The sequence below is a fragment of the Bacillus pretiosus genome, assembly GCF_051294775.1.
GTDB lineage: Bacteria > Bacillota > Bacilli > Bacillales > Bacillaceae_G > Bacillus_A > Bacillus_A wiedmannii.
Map to the genome: position 1 here is coordinate 945,277 of NZ_JBPPHF010000001.1, position 21,681 is coordinate 966,957.

General features: G+C 38.8%; 2 protein-coding genes. Both read left to right on the forward strand.

Translation table 11 applies throughout. The features are described 5' to 3' along the window. Positions 1 to 6,471 carry a non-ribosomal peptide synthetase gene (locus ACSG5Z_RS04765; protein ID WP_435710795.1) on the forward strand — a complete coding sequence of 2,157 codons (6,471 nt, stop codon included), beginning with the start codon at positions 1 to 3 and terminating at the stop codon, positions 6,469 to 6,471. Further along, positions 6,468 to 21,350 carry a non-ribosomal peptide synthetase gene (locus ACSG5Z_RS04770; RefSeq protein WP_435710797.1) on the forward strand — a complete coding sequence of 4,961 codons (14,883 nt, stop codon included), beginning with the start codon at positions 6,468 to 6,470 and terminating at the stop codon, positions 21,348 to 21,350. The genes ACSG5Z_RS04765 and ACSG5Z_RS04770 overlap by 4 nt, the downstream gene beginning before the upstream one ends. Positions 21,351 to 21,681: the final 331 nt, after the last annotated feature.

Consider the following 21,681-nt stretch of genomic DNA (forward strand, 5'->3'; position numbering starts at 1 on the left):
ATGGGAGACGTTATTGATATATATGGTTTATCACCTTTGCAAAAAGGAATACTGTTTCATACTTTATACGATCAAGATGATGAACATTCATTTTCCTATATTGTACAAGTAGGTTTCTTGCTCGGGGGGCAATTGGATATTGCTACTTTTGAAAAGGCCTGGGAATATGTTATTCATCGACATGAGGTTTTACGTTCAGTATTTGTTTGGGAGGAAGTAGAAAAACCACTACAAGCGGTTTACCAACGTCTTCCTTTTACTATTCATCAAGAGGATTGGAGCGCCCATTCACACAAGGAAAGGGCGAAGAAATTACAACAGTTTTTAAATGCAGATCGTAGAAAAGGATTTTTATTAGATGAAGCACCATTGATGAGAGTCACTGCGATTAAAGAGGCAAATGAGGAAACGAGGATTATTTGGACACATCATCATATTTTGCTAGATGGATGGAGTGTGTCATTGGTCTTTAGTGAAGTGATGGAAGTTTATCTCAAGATGATAAGGGGAGAATTATTGAATCTTCCTAAATCTCTTCCTTATAAAAAATATATCCAGTGGATAAATAAACAAGATCGAAGTCAAGCAGAGGAATTTTGGAAAGAAGAATTAAAAGGGTTCTATGCACCTACTCCATTAGCAATGGAAAGAAAGAACCAAGGACAAGAGAAGGGCTATGGAGAGTGTGTTTATCAAGTATCTGAGGAACTTACTGAGAATTTACAAGAGTGGGTACGAAATAGTCGATTAACGTTGAATACGTTAGTACAAGGTGCATGGGCTTATTTGATGAGTAGGTATAGCGGTGAAAGTGACATCGTATTTGGCGTAACTAGCTCTGGACGTCCTACTGATTTAATGGGAGCAGAGAATATGGTGGGGTTATTTATTAACACCTTACCTACTAGAATTCGATTAACGGATAATACATCAGTAGTAGATTGGCTTCGTAAAATACAAATGAAAGAAATGGAACGAAGACAATATGAGTATAATTCGTTGATAGATATTCAAGGATGGAGTGAGGTTCCACGAAATAGTTCCTTGTTTCATACCTTGTATGTGTTTGAAAATTATCCAATTCAAGGTGAGAGAAATGAAGATTTAAGATTATTAGATGTTAAAAGCGCGGAACAAACCAATTATCCTTTAACACTCATTGTAATGCCCGGTAAGAAAATTACTTTAAAGTTAATGTATGATCGAAGCTATTTTAATGAAGGAACAATAAATCGGATTCAGAATCACTTATTGCAAATATTAATTCAGATGACGAAGAGCCTAGATTCAAAACTCTTTGAAATTACTCATTTAACAGCGGAAGAACAGATACTGTTACTAGAGGAATGGAATCATACTCAAGTAAATTATTCGGCTGAAGGCATGATTCATACGATATTTGAGGAGCAAGTAAAAAAAACACCGGAAGCAATTGCGGCTATTTACGAAAATGAACAAATTACCTATAAAGAGTTAGAGAAGCGTGCGAATCAACTAGCTCATTATTTACAAAAGCATGGTGTAGGACCAGAGTCTCTAGTTGGGGTATATATGGGACGTTCATTACAAATGATGATAGCGTTATTAGGGATTCTAAAATCAGGAGCAGCGTATGTTCCACTTGACCCTACTTATCCAGAGAGTCGGCTTCGATATATATTAGAGGATGCTGGAATCGAAGTACTAGTGACGGAAGAGAATTCTAAAAATTTGTTTGTATCTGAAAATATTGAAACGATTTGTATGAATAAAGATTACACTGCAATTGAAAAAGAAAAATCAACCCCATGTATAAGTGGTGTAACAGGAGAAAGTTTAGCGTATGTTATGTATACTTCAGGATCTACAGGGAATCCAAAGGGAGTAATGATTGAGCATCATTCAGTAATCAATTATCTAGAATGGATGCAACATAAATATCCACTTTCTGAAAAGGATGTGGTCTTGCAGAAAACGCCATTCTCATTTGATGTCTCTGTTTGGGAGTTGTTTTGGGGTATTCACGTTGGTGCAAGTGTATCTTTCCTACCTCCAGGTGGAGAAAAAGATCCTTCTATTATAGCTGAAGTGATTAAAAAACATCAGGTTACTATAGTTCAATTTGTACCTTCGATGTTATCTGTTTTCTTAGATCACTTCAATCATATTGAATTGAACATGAATTGTTCGTCCGTACGCCATGTATTTTCTGGTGGAGAAGAACTAAGTTCAGGGTTAGTTAGACGATTTCAACAGAAATGGAATTATAGTGGACAAGTGAAATTAACCAACTTTTATGGACCAACTGAAGCCACTATTTATGTGAATGCATTTGATATTCAGCCTAATGAAGAATTTGTTTCTATTGGGCAGCCGATACAGAACACGCAATTATATGTATTAGACCAAAATCAACGCTTGCAATCAATAGGAATTGAGGGTGAGTTATATATTGGTGGTGCTGGTTTAGCACGTGGATACTTAAATCGTCCGAATCTTACTGCTGAAAAATTTGTTTCACATCCATTCCGATTGGGGGAACGACTATATCGAACGGGAGATTCAGTAAGATATCTAACTGATGGAAATATAGAATTTATAGGTCGAATGGACCATCAAGTCAAAATGCGTGGTTTTAGGATTGAATTAGGAGAAATTGAAGCAACTTTAGAAAAATGTTCGTTTATTAAAGAGGCTGTTGTATTAGTTAGAGAGGATCGTCCAGGTGATCAACGATTGGTTGCATATGTAATAAGCGATGGAAATACCGAGGAGTGGAGAGAGTATTTACAAAACCAATTACCAAATCATATGATTCCAGCACACTTTGTAGAGTTAGAACACTTCCCGCTTACTCCGAATGGGAAAATTGATCGAAAGGCCTTGCCAGCACCTGATGATCAAGCTATTGGAGATTTAAATGTTCTACCTCGGACGCCATCGGAAGAGCTTATTGCCTCGGTTTGGGGTCAAGTGTTAGGGGTGGGGAATATTGGTATTCAGGATTCCTTTTTTGAACGTGGTGGACACTCACTACTTGCTACTCAAATTGTCTCTCGATTGCAAGAATTGTTCCAAATCAAAATTCCCTTACGTGAACTTTTCAAGCACGATACAGTGGCAGCGTTGGCGAAACGAGTAGATCAGTTACGAAAAGAAGATAAAAAACGAGAGATTGCCCCTCTTGTACCTATGAAACGGGAAGAAGCTATTCCACTTTCCTATGCGCAGAAACGTCTATGGTTTATTGATCAATTAATGCCAAATAGTGCTATGTACAATATTCATGCAGCGTGTCGCTTAACAGGTAAATGGTCAATTGAAGCATTGGAGGCCGGATGGAATCAATTGTTGGAGCGTCATGAATCATTACGAACGATAATTCTAGAACAAGAGGGTGAACCTTTTCAACAGGTTCAATCTCATGTATTCGGACATATCCCTCAAACGAATCTAACAGATCTCTCTTTGGAAGATAGGGAAAGAGAAATGAAACGGCTCATTCAAAACGAAGCTGAGGAACCATTTTATTTTGGACAAGGTCCTCTAATTCGAACACGCATATTGAAAGTGGACAGTGAAGAGTGGATTCTCATTTGTACGATGCATCATATTATTTCAGATGGATGGTCAATGGGAATCTTACTTGAAGAATGGATGGCTTTTTATGAAGGAGCATTAAGCGGCAAACCGGTGGAATTGAAGGAGTTATCTATCCAATATGCAGATTTTGTCATGTGGCAGAAGGAATGGCAAAAAGAAGAGAATTTGAATCAGCACCTTCAATATTGGAAGGAAGAATTGTCTGGGGAACTACCGGTTTTACAATTACCGATGGATCGTCCTCGACCTGCAGTTCAAACCCATCGTGGTGCAAGTCAGTCTTTAATAGTGGCGAATTCCCTACAGGAAAAGCTCAAAGATTTAAGTCTGCAAGAAGGGTGCACTTTATTTATGACATTGATGGCAGCGTATCAAAGCTTCCTTTCTCGTTATACAGGACAGGACGACATCATAGTTGGAAGCCCGATTGCTAATCGAAATGTGAAAGAGATTGAGGGATTAATAGGTCTCTTTGCAAATACGTTAGTTTATCGAGCTGATTTCAGTGAAAACCCGACGTTCCAAGAACTTTTGTCGCAGGTAAGAAAAAAAGCACTAAAAGCATACGAGTATCAGGATATTCCATTTGAGAAAGTGGTAGAATCCGTAAAGCCGGAACGGAATACAAGTCATTCACCAATATTCCAAACCATGTTTACTTTACAGAATACGAAACAAGAGTTTCTTCAGCTATCTGAAAGACAAATGGAACTCATGGAAAACCATGTTTCTGTTGCAAAATTTGATTTGAGTTTATTTGCTTCTGAGACGGAAGAAGGATTATCACTAACCTTTGAATATAATACTGATTTGTTTAATGATACAACCATTGAACGTATGGTAAGTCATTTTGAACATTGGCTAAATCAAATTGCCTCTTATCCAAAATGTTTATTATCAGAATTGAATATGTTATCGAAAATAGAATATAAGCAACTACTAGAGGAATGGAATGAATTAGCTGTTATTGATATAGAAGATAGCATGATTCATACAATGTTTGAAGAACAAGTGGAAAAAACACCAGAAGCAATTGCAGTAGTGTGCGAAGATGAAGAACTAACATATCGAGAGTTGGACGAACGCTCGAATCAGTTGGCACATTATTTACAAAAAAATGGTGTTACATGCGAATCATTAGTTGGGATTTGTGTTACACGTTCATCCGAGATGATTGTCGGTCTCTTAGGAATTATGAAGGCAGGAGGAGCATATGTCCCAATTGATCCAGCATATCCGGAAAGTCGACTGCAGTACATTTTAGAAGATGCTCAAATAAAGGTACTGGTGACACAGGAAAAGTTACAACAAAAAATGGTTATACCTACATTCGTCAACGTCATTTGTATTGATCGTAATCGATCAGAAATAGAACAAGAAGTTACTACGGTATGCACGAGTGAAGTGACGGGCGATAACTTAGCCTATATTATCTATACTTCAGGCTCCACTGGAAATCCAAAGGGAGTAATGATTGAGCACAGGAATACAGTAACAATGATTCATTGGGCGCATCACACGTATTCCCGAAAGGCATTAGCGGGAGTATTAGCTTCAACTTCACTATCTTTTGATTTATCCGTTTTTGAAGTATTTGTTCCCTTAACGATGGGGGGGAAGGTGATTGTCGCTGAAAATGCTCTACATCTAGACAAGTTGTCTACCAAAGGTGTGACTTTGGTTAATACTGTGCCATCGGCAGCAAAGGAACTGGTTCGAGCAAAGACAATTCCTTCTTCAGTAAAGGTAATGAATTTGGCTGGAGAACCGTTACCAGATCCGCTTGTTCAAGATTTATACGAGAGAAGTACGATTGAGAAGGTATACAACTTATATGGACCGTCTGAAGATACTACGTATTCCACGTATATGGAATTAGAAAAGGGTGTCATGCATAGGGTACCACCAATTGGTAAACCAATCTTCAATACAGAAGTATATGTACTAAGTGCTGAACAAAAAATGGTTCCAATTGGTGTAGTTGGTGAGCTGTACATTGGTGGATCAGGGTTAGCACGTGGATATTTAAAACGCCCTGACTTAACGAAAAATCGATTTATACCGCATCCGTTTAAAGAAAACGAGCGAGTATACCGGACTGGAGATCTAGTAAGGTATTTGCCAGATGGAAATTTGGAGTATGTTGGACGAATTGATCATCAGGTGAAAATTCGTGGGTTCCGGATTGAACTAGGAGAAATTGAAGCGGTATTACAAAAGCATACATTAGTTAACGAAGCTATTGTGATGGTGCGGGAAGATTATCCTGGCGATCCACATTTGATTGCCTATGTTGTAGGAGACGGGGATGCTCAAAAGTGGCGTGATTATCTCAAGGACCAACTACCAAATTATATGATTCCATCCTATTTTGTTGGATTAAATGCATTTCCACTCACTCCTAATGGGAAAATTGATAGGAAGGTTTTACCAACACCAGAGAAACAGGAGATAGCAAGTGGTTATATTGCTCCTCGTACGTCTACGGAAAAAACAATTGTTTCGATATGGCATGAAGTTTTAGGTATGGAAAACATCGGAATTCAGGATTCGTTTTTTGAAATTGGTGGACATTCATTACTTGCTACGCAAGCCGTTTCTAATCTTAAAGAGGCTTTTGGAATCGAGATACCATTGCATGATTTATTTATGTTTCATACGGTGCAGCAATTGGCAGAACAGATTGATCAATTGCTCGATAACAAAAATCAAGAAATGCAGAATGATAGTAAGGAGAATGTAAGTCTTCAAGACTATATTCAAAAAGAAGCAGAAGTGAGTAATGATGAAGAATTACTGGAACTGCTTAAGCAATTAGAAGAGTTATCAGAGGAAGAAGCACAAGGGATATTCGAGAGTAATTTGATTGAGGAAGGGGTAAAAAAATGAGAAGTGATTTACTTGCAAAGCTGAGTTCACTTTCTCCTGAGAAGAGAGCATGGCTTCAGAAGCAAATGCAAAAAAAGGAGAATAAAGAAGCACTCCCGTTGTCTTATGCGCAACAACGTTTGTGGTTTATGGACAGATTTAATCCAAACAGTTCTTTATATAATATTCCAACGGTATGGCATCTAAAAGGAAATTGGATACCTGAAGCATTAGAAAAGGGATTCAATCGACTCATTGAACGCCATGAATCATTACGAACTGTTTTTAAAGAAGTAGGAGAACAACCTGTGCAACAAATTGTCGAATTCCTCCCTAGAGCATTACCTGTAAGAGATTACTCTCAACTTCCTCTAGAAGTAAAAGAAAAAGAGGTAGATAGTTTAATTGCGAGAGAAGCGCAAGAACCATTTGATTTAATGAATGGTCCTTTAATTCGTAATCAGCTTGTTCAATTAGAGAAGGATGAATGGTTATTACTGTGTACGATGCATCATATTATTTCTGATGCGTGGTCCATTGGTATATTCATGAATGAATTACTTGCTTTCTATGAAGAAGAAACGGGCGGAAATCCTGCTAAATTAAGCTCATTATCCATTCAATATGCAGACTTTGCGAAGTGGCAAAAGGAGTGGTTGCAAGGTGATGTGCTAAATCGTCAGCTTACGTATTGGCAGGAAGAATTGTCTGGTGAGCTTCCTATCTTACAACTGCCAGTGGATCGACCTCGACCGGTTAAGCAGACTTACTCTGGGGCTACGCATCACGTAATTTTCCCTTATAAATTGCTTAGTCAATTGAAGGATATAAGCCGACAAGAAGGATCTACTTTATTTATGACTTTAATGGCTGCATACCAGAGCTTTCTTGCTCGTTATACGGGACAAAAAGATATTCTAGTTGGTAGTCCGATTGCAAATCGGAACCACAAGGGAGTAGAAGGATTAATTGGTTTCTTTGTTAATACGTTGGTTTACCGATCAGATTTGAGTGGCACCCCTACTTTTCGGGAGATTTTGAGCCAAACAAAGAAAAAGGCGTTAAAAGCTTACGAATATCAAGATATACCATTTGAAAAAGTGGTAGAAGCTGTGCAACCTGAACGAAGCATGAGTCATTCGCCTATCTTTCAGACCATGTTTACGCTACAGAATATAAAACAAGAACGACTAGATTTGTCTGGTAAAAGTATTGAAATGGTAGAAAGTAATATGTCTATTGCTAAATTTGATTTGAGCTTAACTGCCTATGAAGTGGAAGAAGGTCTATTTGTCTCATTTGAATACAATACGGATTTATTTGATAGTAGTACCATTGCACGTATGGCAGGCCATTTTGAGAACTGGCTAAATGAAATCACGTATCATCCAGATGAATCATATACAAAGCTGTCAATGTTATCGGACACTGAGCAAAAACAACTCCTAGAAGAATGGAATGATACGGACGTAGTTTATGGTCATGATTGTATGATTCATGAGCTATTTGAGCAGCAAGTTTCACGGACACCTGATGCAGTGGCGGTAGTTTATGAGGGTGGAAAGCTAACGTATCAAGAACTCGATGAAAAATCGAACCAATTGGCACATTTTCTACAAAAACGAGGTATCGGACCTGAATCATTAGTCGGTATATGTATTGAACGTTCTCCTGATATGATTATTGGTCTCTTTGGGATTTTGAAAGCAGGTGGGGCTTATGTCCCACTGGACCCAAGTTACCCCGAAAACCGCCTGAGATACATTTTGGAGAATTCACAAATTCAAGTGCTGTTAACAAAAGAGGCACTACAGGACTGGTTACCTAAAGGTATTCAAGCAATTTGTTTAGACCGGGATCGAGTAATGATTTCTAAAGAGAGTAATTTAGCTCCAGTGAGTGGAGTGACAGCAAATAACTTAGCTTATATCATATATACTTCGGGTTCGACGGGAAATCCAAAGGGAGTAATGATTGAACATCATTCCGTTATAAACCGCTTACAGTGGATGCAGAAAAAATATCCATTATCCGAGGAGGATACAATCCTACAAAAGACACCGTTTTCGTTTGATGTTTCTGTCTGGGAATTGTTTTGGTGGTCATTTGTAGGGGCGCAGGTTTGTTTGCTTCCACCAGGAGGAGAGAAAGATCCTGCGGTGATTGAGGAATACATTGAACGATATCGTGTGTCCACCATGCACTTTGTTCCGTCGATGTTATCTACTTTCTTAGATTATATGGAACTATATAATTCGAAAAGGGATCTATCGTCTTTAATTCAAGTTTTTACTAGTGGAGAAGCGTTAAACACTGAGCAGGTTCGACGATTTAAGGGGATCTTTTACAATGTTCAACAAACAAAGTTAATTAACTTGTATGGTCCTACTGAAGCGACTGTGGATGTGACTTATTATGATTGTGATTTAGAAAAAGAACCAATGCTTATTCCGATTGGTCGTCCGATTGATAATACAGAGTTGTATGTGTTAGATCAATATCAACAAGTGGTCCCGATTGGTGTGGCAGGGGAACTTTACCTTGGGGGAGTAGGATTGGCACGTGGCTACTTCAATCGACCAGATTTAACTACTGAACGTTTTATTTCGCACCCCTTTAAGAATGGGGAACGATTATATCGAACGGGTGACCTGGTGAGATATATGAATGATCGTAACTTAGAATATATTGGAAGAATAGATAATCAAGTCAAAATTAGAGGATTCCGAATTGAATTGGGAGAAATTGAAGCAGCTTTACATGATCACCCATCTGTAAAAGAGGCTGTTGTGTTGGTGAGGGAAGATCGACCAGGAGATAAGCAGTTAGTAGCGTATGTAGTGGGTGAAGGGGATACTGGAGAGTGGCGTAAATATCTTAAGAAGCAATTGCCACATTATATGGTTCCAGCATACTTCTTCAAAATTGAAGGGATGCCACTCACTCCAAATGGTAAAGTGAATCGGAAAGCCTTATTGGAATTGGAAGAACAGTTCATAAGTGAAGATATTACTTCATCACGAACACCAGTGGAGGAGCTCATCGTTTCCGTATGGAGCCAAGTGTTAGGAATAAAAAATATTAGTGTACAGGATTCCTTTTTTGAAATCGGTGGTCACTCACTATTAGCTACTCAAGTAGTTTCACGTTTACAGGAAATCTTTCAAATCGAATTACCAGTACGTGAACTATTTGAATGTACGACGGTGGAGTCACTGGCAAAGCGAGTAGATCAGTTACGTAAAGGAGATAGAAAACGAGAGATTCCGCCACTAATACCGATGGAACGAGGAGAAACTATTCCACTATCTTATGCTCAACAACGCTTATGGTTTATTGATCAATTTACACCTAATAGTGCCCTTTACAATATGCCAATGGTATGTCGCCTTACAGGGAATTGGCTACTTGAAGCATTGGAAATGGGATGGAATCAACTAATAGAACGTCATGAATCACTGCGGACGGTCTTTCACGAAGTGAACGGTCAACCCGTACAGCAAATTAAACCGTATGCTTTTCAATCAATTCCGAAAACGGATTTAACTATGCTTTCTTCTGAAGACCGAGAAGAAGAGGTTAAACGTTTCATTCAACAAGAAACAGAAGTGCCATTTGATTTAACAGAGGGGCCGTTAATCAGGACAAGTATTTTGCACGTGGGAGAGGAAGAATGGATACTCCTTTGTACTTTACATCATATCATTTCAGATGGATGGTCAATGGGAATCCTACTTGAAGAATGGATGGCATTTTATGAGGAAGCAACGGATGGAAAGGTAGCGGAACTTGAACCATTACCGGTTCAATATGCCGACTTTGCTCAGTGGCAAAAAGGATGGCTAAAGGAGGAAGTGCTTGATCAACAACTCCAATATTGGAGGGAAGAATTGTCTGGGGAGCTTCCTGTACTCCAACTTCCTATGGATCGCCCGCGTCCTGCAATACAAACTCATCACGGGTCCACATACACTCTGGTTCTGCCAAGCACGCTACATGATAAATTGAATGAACTTAGTCGAAAAGAAGGGGCTACACTCTTCATGACGCTTTTAGCTGCATATCAAAGTTTTCTATCTCGTTATACGGGACAAGAAGATATTCTGGTCGGAAGCCCAATTGCGAATCGGAATTATAGAGAAATTGAAGGACTAATTGGTTTCTTCGTTAACACGCTAGTTTATCGAGCTAATTTGAGTGGTAGACCGACATTTCAAGATGTACTGTATCAGGTTCGTCAAAAGGCATTGAAGGCGTATGAATATCAAGATATTCCATTTGAAAAAATTGTAGAAGTTGTGCAACCGGAGCGAAGTACAAGTCATTCGCCAATCTTCCAGACTATGTTCATCTTGCAAAATATGAAACAAGAGTTTCCGGTGTTATCTAGTAGAAGTATTGAAATGATAGAAAGCCATAGTCCAATTGCAAAGTTTGATTTAAGTGTAATGGCAGTTGAGACGGAAGAGGGATTACTTTTTACTTTTGAGTACAATAAGGATTTATTCAATGCTACTACTATTGAACGGATGGCAGGACACTTTGAGAAATGGCTACATGAAGTTTCTCATCGCCCACAAAATCCGTTGCATGGCCTGAGCATGCTATCGGAATACGAGCGTACTTTGTTATTAGAAACATGGAATGACACTGTAATGGAAATGTCTCATCAGGGTCTTATTTGCGACAGATTTGAGGAGCAAGTAGCGAGGCGTCCTGATGCGATTGCGGTAGTCGATCAAACAAAACAGTGGACTTATGGTGAACTGGATACACAAGCAAATCAGTTGGCAAATGTTTTACAGCGAAAGGGAGTAGCCCCAGAGTCAGTGGTGGGAGTTTATCTTCCGAGGTCAGCTGAGCTAATGGCAAGTTTACTAGGCATTTTAAAAGCTGGTGGAGCTTATGTTGTTTTAGATCCGTTGTATCCAAAATCAAGGTTAGAATACATGATTGAAGATGCAGGAATTCAATTTGTAGTGACGGCGGAAGGACAAGAAGGACATTTTGCACACGTCGAAATGGTGAGGTTAGAAGAATTAACGGTGGAAAGCGTAATCGCACCTACACGTCAGATAAATCCAGAGAACTTAGCCTATATTGTCTATACCTCTGGTTCTACAGGAAAACCGAAGGGTGTCATGGTTGAACATCGCTCATTAATGAATATGGTTTCTTGGCATCAAGAAGTTTATCGTATTTCAGCAGAGGATCGTGCGACTCAGATTGCAGGTGTTGCTTTTGATTCGGCTGTTCAGGAGATTTGGCCGTATCTAACTGCTGGTGCAGCACTCTACTTGTCAACAGAGGAACTGAGAATTAATCCAGAAGCACTAAGGGATTGGCTCATTGATTCACGAATAACAGCTAGCTTTGCACCTACACCTATTCTGGAAAGACTCTTGAAATTATCTTGGCCAGATAAAACGGATCTTCGTTTTATCATTACTGGTGGGGATCAATTAACGCAGTATCCATCTAACGATATTCCTTTTGCGGTAATTAATCAGTATGGTCCATCGGAAAATACAGTCGTTACCACAGATTGTTATGTACCTGTAGGAGTGACAACAGGTACGCCATCGATTGGTCGACCGATTGCGAATACAGAAGTTTATGTATTAGATTCTCATCTTCAGCTAGTACCAATTGGTGTAATTGGAGATCTCTATATTGGAGGGAAGAGTCTTGCACGTGGATATGCTAATCGTCCGGATCTTACAAAGGAAAAATTTATTCCACATCCTTTCAAGTCAGGAGAACGTCTCTATTACACAGGAGACAAAGCAAGTTATCTTTCTGATGGTAATCTCCAGTTCCATGGACGTATAGATGACCAAGTGAAAATTCGTGGTTTCCGAATTGAATTGGGAGAAATAGAAGCTGTTTTGCAGGCGCATTCTTCTGTGAAAGAAGCAGTTGTATTGGTACGAGAGGATAATCAAGGCGATAAGAGATTAGTAGCTTATGTAGTTGGTGAAGGAAGTGTCCATGAATGGCGAGAATATCTACAAACACATTTACCTAATTACATGGTTCCAACAAACTTTATTGAGATGGAATTTTTACCACTTACACCGAATGGAAAACTTGATTTGAAGGCATTGCCTATACTTAGTGAACAATCCGAAGAAAATACTGTTTACCCACGAAATCCGCTGGAAGAACTTATCGCTTCAGTGTGGAGTCAGGTGCTAGGAATAGGAGACATTGGTGTTCAGGATTCTTTCTTTGAGCTTGGTGGTCACTCTCTACTTGCTACACAAGTGGTCTCACGCTTACAGGAAGTCTTTCAAATCAAATTGCCAGTACGTGAACTGTTCGAATATTCAACGGTCGAGGCATTATCGAAACGAATCGATCAGTTACGTAAGGGGAGCGAAAAACGAGAAATTCCACCACTGGTGCCGATGGAACGAGGAAATAATATTCCACTATCTTATGCCCAACAGCGCTTATGGTTTATTGATCAATTTGCACCTAATAGTGCACTTTATAATATGCCAATGGCATGCCGCCTTACAGGGAGTTGGTTACCTGAGGCATTGGAGTTGGGATGGAATCAGTTGATAGAGCGTCATGAATCTTTGCGGACTGTATTTTATGAAGAGGATGGCCATCCTGTGCAGCAGATTCAACCGTATATTTTCCGTCCGCTTCTGCAAATGGACTTAACTAAGCTTTCATTAGAGGAGCGAGAAAGAAAGTTGGAGCAATGGATTCAAACTGAAGTAGAATCTCCATTTGATTTAGAACAAGGGCCGTTATTCCGTGGGAAACTCATAAGAATTTCAGAAGAAGAATGGGTTCTTCTGTGTAATATGCATCATATTATCTCGGATGGATGGTCGATGGAAATCTTGCTTCAAGAATGGATGGCATTTTATGAGAATACGATTGGTGAGAAACAAGCAGAGCTGGAACCACTACCAGTTCAATATGCCGATTTTGCTCAGTGGCAAAGAGAATGGTTGAAAGATGAAGTACTAAATCAACAGCTTGCATATTGGAAGGAAGAATTATCTGGTGAGTTACCAGTCTTAATGTTGCCAATGGATCGTCCGCGTCCGCCAGTGCAAACCCACCATGGATTAACTCATAGTGTTTTGTTGTCACGCTCATTACTGGATAAATTAAACGAACTAAGTCGTCAAGAAGGGGCCACACTTTTCATGACCTTATTGGCATCGTATCAAAGTTTCCTTGCTCGTTATACGGGACAAACGGATATTATTGTTGGCAGCCCAATTGCAAATCGAAATTATCGAGAAATTGAGGGGCTGATTGGTTTCTTTGTCAACACCTTGGTTTATCGAGCTGATTTAAGTAATGCACCGGCATTTCAAGAGTTGTTGTCCCAAGTGCGGATAAAAGCATTGAAGGCGTATGAGTATCAAGATGTTCCGTTTGAGAAAATTGTAGAGGTTATCCAACCTGAACGAAATACAAGCTATTCTCCAATTTTCCAAACCATGTTTACTTTGCAAAATATGGGACAAGAGCTACCAGAACTACATGGAAGAAATATAGAAGTAATGGAAAGTAACGCTCCAATCGCTAAGTTTGATTTAAGTTTAACTGCTGCAGAAGTGGAAGAGGGTTTATTACTTACTTTTGTTTATAGGACTGATTTATTTGACAGCTTAACTATTGAATCTATGGCCGAACATTTTGGAAACTGGTTGAATGTAATCGTGAAAAATCCGGATAAATCATTAGCTAAGTTGCCTATATTATCAGGATTACAGCAAAAACAGTTGGAAGAGTGGAATAATGATGCTGTAGCATATCCACAGGAAAGTACGATTCATCAGCTGTTTGAAGAGCAAGTAAATCGTACACCTGACGCGATAGCAGTGGTAGATGAAAAACAGCAGTTAACGTATCGAGAGCTCAATGAAAAAGCTAATCAATTGGCCCACTATCTTCAGCAATGCGGGATTGGGAATGAATCATTGGTTGGACTTTGTTTTGAGCGTTCAGTTGAGATGATTGTTAGTATTATGGGAGCTTGGAAGGCTGGAGCAGCATATGTTCCATTGGACCCATCATATCCAGAAAGTCGTCTAAGATATATTTTGGAGGACACTGGAATTCAAGTATTAGTTACGAATGAGTCATTAGAAGACTGGATACCTAAAGAGGTCAAGATAGTTTGTCTAGATAGAGATCAAACAATGATTTTACAAGAAAGCATTCTTTCACCAAAATGTGAAGTAACAGGAGAAAATTTAGCGTATGTTATTTATACTTCGGGATCGACGGGGAACCCAAAGGGTGTCTTGATACAGCATCATTCTGTAATAAACTTGTCGCATGGCTTACAAAAAGAGGTTTTCGAACATGAGATACCATCTAACATGCATGTCGGTTTAAATGCGTCAATTGCCTTTGATGCATCTATTCAGCAATTACAAATGCTGTTATATGGTTCAAGTTTGTATATTATTCCGAATGAAGTACGAAGTGATCCGGAGAAATTTGTAGCTTATATTAGGGAGAACAAGTTAGAAATCTTTGATATAACACCTTCATTACTTCAATTACTTTTAGATGTCGGATTGTTAGAAACGTGCGATGGCGTTCATGTTCCAAGTAAGGTACTGGTTGGTGGCGAAGCGATTATGCCTTCATTATGGGAACAGCTAGTAGAGACTGATAAAATGGAGTTTTATAATGTATATGGTCCTACAGAATGTACGGTTGATGCAACATGCTATCATATCAAAAAAGATAGTAAGAGAGTAACGATTGGGCGTCCGTTGCCTAACGTTCAAACTTATGTATTAGATAGAAATAGGTTGCCAGTTCCAGTTGGTGTGATGGGTGAACTTTATATAGGAGGAGCAGGTCTAGCAAGGGGATACTTGAATCGTCCAGAATTAACGTCCGAGCGATTTATTTCACATCCATTCAAAGAAGGCGAGAGGTTATATAGAACAGGCGATCTTGTGAGATATCTTTCTGACGGAAATATAGACTACTTAGGAAGAATGGATAATCAAGTGAAGATTAGAGGATTTCGAATCGAACTTGGGGAGATTGAGTCGACTTTACAGGAGCATGACTTGGTAAAAGAGGCAGTTGTAATGGTTAGGGAAAATCAGTCGGGAGATAAGAGGCTGGTAGCTTATGTAGTGGGCGAAGGCAGTTTAGAAGAATGGCGAGAGTATCTTAAAACAAAACTGCCAATCCATATGATACCTTCCTATTTTGTCGAAATGAAAGAATTACCGCTAACCATAAATGGAAAGATTGATCGGAAATCGTTACCTATACCAGATTATCAAGGAGCACAAGAAGGATACGTGGCCCCAAGAAATGAACGTGAACATAAGCTTTCTATCATTTGGGAACGTGTGCTGGGTTCAAAACGTATTGGTATGAATGATAACTTTTTTGAAATTGGTGGAGATTCAATTCTTAGCATTCAGATTGTCTCTCGTGCGAAGCAAGTTGGTTTACAATTGACACCAAAACAAATATTTGAACACCAAACGATTGCTGAGTTGGCGCAAGTAGTCAAAGAAGAACAAGGTGTACAAGCTGAACAGGGAATTATAACTGGAGAGACGATACTTACACCTATTCAGCAAAGGTTTTTTGCACAAAATCATCCTAACCCACATCATTGGAATCAATCCATGTTCTTTAGAACGAAAGAGAAATTGGACATAGGATCACTGGAAAAGGCAGCGGGTAACCTTCTACTTCATCATGATGCCCTGCGTTTAAGATGTGAACGTTTACCTAATGGGGTTTGGAAACAGTGGAATGAAGGAATAGAAGAGCAATTGATGCTTACTGTCATTTCATTAGACGAAGTGCCGGAAGCTGATTGGCATCAGGTTATTCAAAAAGAGATTAATATTGCACAAGAAAGTTTGAATTTACATGATGGTCCGTTAATGAGAATGGTGTATTTTGATGAAGGTGAGCACGCTGGCCGATTATTTTGGACAATTCATCATTTAGCCGTGGATGGTGTTTCTTGGCGAATTTTATTGGAAGATTTGCAAACAGCGTATACGCAAGCAGTCCAAGGGCAGAAAATTCAATTACCTATGAAGAGTACATCTTTTAAAGAATGGTCGGAGAAATTACATCATTACGCTGAATCTGGAATATCACAAGAAGTGCTACATTACTGGGAGGAGCAGGCTGAACAAGACGTAGTTAAATTGCCGGTAGATGGTACTATAAGTAATCCAGTAAGCGCAGTAACTGAGGAAATTACTGTGGTGTTAAATGAGAATGAGACCCGTATGTTATTGCAAGAAACTTTAAGCACTCACCGTGTCCAAATCAATGAAGTATTATTAGCAGCATTAGTACAAGCTACGGCAGCATGTACGGGGCAGCCGATATTGAGCGTAGATTTAGAGGGACATGGTCGAGAAGAGATTATTGAAGATGTTGATTTATCGAGAACTGTGGGATGGTTTACAAGTATTTACCCAGTTCATTTAAATATTACTAGTGCTAATACGCCAATTGCAGCATTAAAAGCAGTTAAAGAACAAGTTCGCAAAATTCCTAATAAGGGTGTTGATTATGGGGTGTTGCGTTACATGAACGCAACAATGTGTGAGCAATTAAGCTCCCAATATACACCGTCTATTAGTTTTAACTATCTTGGACAATTTGACCAAATGTTTTCTAGCGATGCAATGTTTATTCCGGAGAACGAATTTAAGCGTTTAGATCATGCTGCCGGTTCCAAGCGATCGCATGTAATTGATGTAATTGGGGTTGTAACGGATGGAAAACTTCAGTTCACTTGGGTATACAATGTTGGACAATTTGCCAAATCAACGATTCAAAGTATTGCACAGAATATGCTATATCAACTGAGTACATTGATTCAATTTTCAGATAGAGAATCTGCACTGACCATTTCGGATTTTGCAATGGCTAATCTTAGCCAAGAAGGTTTGACAAATGTACTAAACAAAATGCATCGCGGAAAGAACAATCAGATTACCGATTTATATCCACTATCACCTTTGCAAGAAGGTATGATTTTCCACACATTGCATGACCAAGGGGATGAACATGTTGCACCGTATATAGTGCAATTGAGTTTTATGATTCGAGGAAAAATGAATATTCCTACATTTGAGCAGGCGTGGAAATCTGTAATTCAGCGGCATGAAATTTTTCGTACAGCATTTGTATGGGACGAAATTGAAGAACCTGTACAAGTGGTGTATGAAAATATCCCATTTAAAGTGAACAAAGAAGACTGGCGTACAATGACAAGTGAAGAGATCGAGGAAAAAAGAAAAGTCTTTTTGGCATTAGATCGAAAACAAGCCTTCCAATTTGATGAAGCACCATTGATGCGGGTAACAGTCATTCAAGAAGGTGAGGAAGAATATCGGATTGTTTGGACCCATCACCATATTTTACTGGATGGATGGAGTTTACCATTAGTATTTAATGAATTACTTACAGTTTATCAGAAGAGAATGAATGGAGAAGCTGTGAAGTTACCTAAGTCCTCACCATATAAGAAATATATCCAATGGTTAAGAGGGCAAGATAAGGAGCGGGCGGAACAATTCTGGAGAGAGAAGCTAAAAGGTTTTACTGCGCCAACTTTGCTGGGCTTAGAAAGTAAAGAGGAAGAAAAAGGTTACACAGAGAAGGTTACGTATTTATCAGAAGAGCAGACTCAAGCGTTACAAGGATGGGCGAAACGCAATAAACTTACTTTGAGTACAGTAATTCAAGGTGCATGGGCATATCTCATGAGCCGATATAGTGGAGAAAATGACATTGTTTTTGGTGTAACAAGCTCAGGGCGTTCTACGGAGATTATTGATGTTGAAAACATCGTAGGTCCTTTCATTACAACGTCACCGACGCGAATTCAATTGATGGATGATATAAAAGTAATAGATTGGTTGCAGAAGATACAAGAGGAAGAGATAGAAAGAAGACAATATGAGTATGCTTCTTTGACAGAGATTCAGGGGTGGAGTGAAGTTCCTAGAGGAACACCGCTGTTCAATAGTTTATATGTGTTTGAAAATTATCCGGTGAAAGAGGAGTCTTCAGGAAATCTGGAAATTGGTGAATTGGAAGGAGTAGAACAAACCCACTACCCATTAGGGTTGGCTGTAGTTCCAGGACTCCAGTTATCGTTAAAGTTAATGTATGACCGTAGTAAGTTTAATAAATTAACTATTAAAAGAATGTTGGGTCATTTACGCCAAGTATTAATGCAAATGCTCAAAAACATTGATCAAACTCTGTCGGAACTTGTATATATTACGGAAGCTGAACAAAAGCAAGTTTTGGACGAATGGAATGATAATACAATACCCTATCCACGTGAGAATGTAATTCATCAACTATTCGAAGAGCAAGTGAATCGTACACCAGATGCGGTGGCAGTAGTGGATGAAAAACAGCAACTAACGTATCGGGAGCTGAATGAAAGAGCTAATCAATTGGCCCATCATCTACAGAAATATGGAATTGGAACAGAGTCATTAGTTGGCCTTTGCTTTGAGCGTTCAGTTGAGATGGTTGTTGGTCTCATGGGAATTTGGAAGGCTGGAGCAGCCTATGTTCCGTTGGATCCATTGAATCCGGAAAGCCGCCTGCAATATATTTTAGAAGACACAGGAATTAAAGTGTTAGTTACGAATGAGGTATTACTAGGATGGATACCTAAAGAAATCAAGACAGTTTGCCTAGGTAGGGACCAAGCAATGCTTTCTCAAGAAAGCAAACTTTCACCAATATGTGAGGTAACAGGGGAAAACTTAGCGTATGTTATCTATACTTCTGGTTCGACAGGGAATCCAAAGGGGGCTTTAGTACAGCACCATTCTGTAATAAACCTATCATATGGTTTACAAAAAGAAGTTTTCTCACATGAGATACCTAGTAATATGCGCGTCGGTTTGAATGCGTCAATTGCCTTTGATGTATCTATTCAGCAATTACAAATGTTGCTTTATGGTTCAAGTTTATATATTATCCCAAGTGAAGTTCGCACTAATCCGGAACAATTTGTGTCCTATATTAGGGAGAATAAATTGGAAATGTTTGATATGACACCTTCATTACTTCAATTACTTATAGATGGAGGATTGCTAGAAATAAGTGCTGATGTTCATGTACCAAGTAAGATATTAGTCGGTGGTGAAGCAATCATGCCGTCATTATGGGAACAGCTAGTAGAGACCGGAAAAATTGATTTTTATAACGTATACGGTCCTACAGAATGTACAGTTGATGCAACATGCTATCATATCAAAAAAGATAGTAAGAGAGTAACGATTGGGCGTCCGTTGCCGAACGTTAAAACTTATGTATTGGATAAAAATATGTTACCTGTTCCCGTTGGTGTAACAGGTGAGCTATATATTGGTGGTGCAGGTATAGCGAGAGGATACTTGAATCGCCCAGAATTAACAGCAGAGCGATTCATCCGTCATCCATTTAATGAAGAAGAGCGTTTATATCGTACGGGAGATTTGGTTCGTTATTTACCTGATGGTAATTTAGATTACTTGAGAAGAATTGATAATCAAGTGAAAATTAGGGGCTTTCGTATTGAACTTGAAGAGATTGAAGCGAATCTAAAGAGGCATCCATTGGTAAAAGAAGCAGTAGTTTTGGTAACAGAGGATAAATTAGGAGAGCAGAGATTGGTTGCTTACGTAGTTGGAGATGGTAGTATGCATGATTGGCGTGAATATCTCAAGACACAAGTACCGAATTATATGGTTCCCGCACGCTTTATTAAGGTAGACGAGATTCCTCTTACAACGAATGGCAAAGTTGATCGAAAGGCATTGAACAATTTAACTATTCAAAGAGAAAATAACTTCTCTACACCAATCATTCCAAGGGATGAAATTGAATATCAGTTGATTAAAATCTGGCAGGATGTCTTACAGATAGAAGATGTCTATGTAAATGATGATTTCTTTAATAGAGGAGGACACTCTCTCCTTGTAATTAAATTAGTTTCAAAAATTAGGGAGAAGTTTGGAAAAGAAATTAAGGTGTCTACATTGATTAAGAATCCAACAGTGGAAGGAATCGCATGCCTTATTCGTGATAAGCATGATATGACGAAATCAGTAGCAGCGCTAGTTCCACTACAAGAATCAGAAAAAAGACCTTTCTTCTGCGTTCATCCGTTTATGGGGAATGTATTCTGTTACATTCAACTAGCAAGATTACTTAAGAACCATTGTTCATTTTACGGTTTACAGAATCCTCTTATAGAAAAGGGAGAAATTGACGAGTTGACCTTGCCGGAACTAATTCAACTTTACATTGAAGAAATAAAACATGTTCAGCCAGAAGGCCCATATCGTCTTGGAGGATGGTCTTTAGGCGGTGCAATTGCTTATGAAATCGCAACTGTACTAAAGAATCAAGGTGAGGAAGTTGAGTTGTTGGTACTCATGGATACAAAAGTACCTTCAAAGCAGGACTATAAAACGAGTGAGGATATGCTCTCATATATATATGAGCATTTCATTCCTAGAGATCTTACTGAGCAGGAAGGAGACCTTGTCCATAAACAAGATATGCTAGTGGAGCAATTAATTATGGAAGGAGTACTCCCGCCTGATGCAGATCTTATCAATTTGAAGCAAGTTATCAATGCACATAGGAAATGCCTGAACATAATGGCAGAGCATGATTTAATACCATACTCTGGAGAACTTCTCTACTTTAGTGCTGAGGAAGGAAAAGAGTTGTTTACAGATTGGGGACCTTTATTAAAAGGAAGAGTAAATAGATATTCAGTCCCTGGATTACATGAAGAAATAGTGGGTTCCCCTGCAGTTGAAAAAATAGCTATGTATCTATTAAAGGAATTTGAAGGAATAAAAGAGAGATCCATTTTATTAACGGAAAATTAGAGAGTACAAAAGATGCAACGCTATGAACGAAAAGGGCAGCCCAATACCTGCATATCAAGTGTAGGGAATAATGAATATATTAAGAGCATTACTTTTTTAGGGGATAATGTAAAAAGAAATTGGTAGAGACATAGAAATCTTAATGAGTTACCCATAGTAAGATGTAAATGCTCTGAAATCTTTGTAATAGAAGCGAATACCTGATGATATTACTGAGGAAAGGTGCATATTTTCATTGATATGTAAATATGCACCTTTCCTATTGTATATGCAATTTAATAAAGTGAATTTGAATTTCTGTAACGTTCATATATGAAGTAATTCTTAAAAA

Coding starts and splice junctions, on each gene's coding strand:
- ACSG5Z_RS04765 (WP_435710795.1), top strand. CDS start 1: ATGGGAGACGTTATTGATATATATGGTTTATCACCTTTGCAAAAAGGA.
- ACSG5Z_RS04770 (WP_435710797.1), top strand. CDS start 6,468: ATGAGAAGTGATTTACTTGCAAAGCTGAGTTCACTTTCTCCTGAGAAG.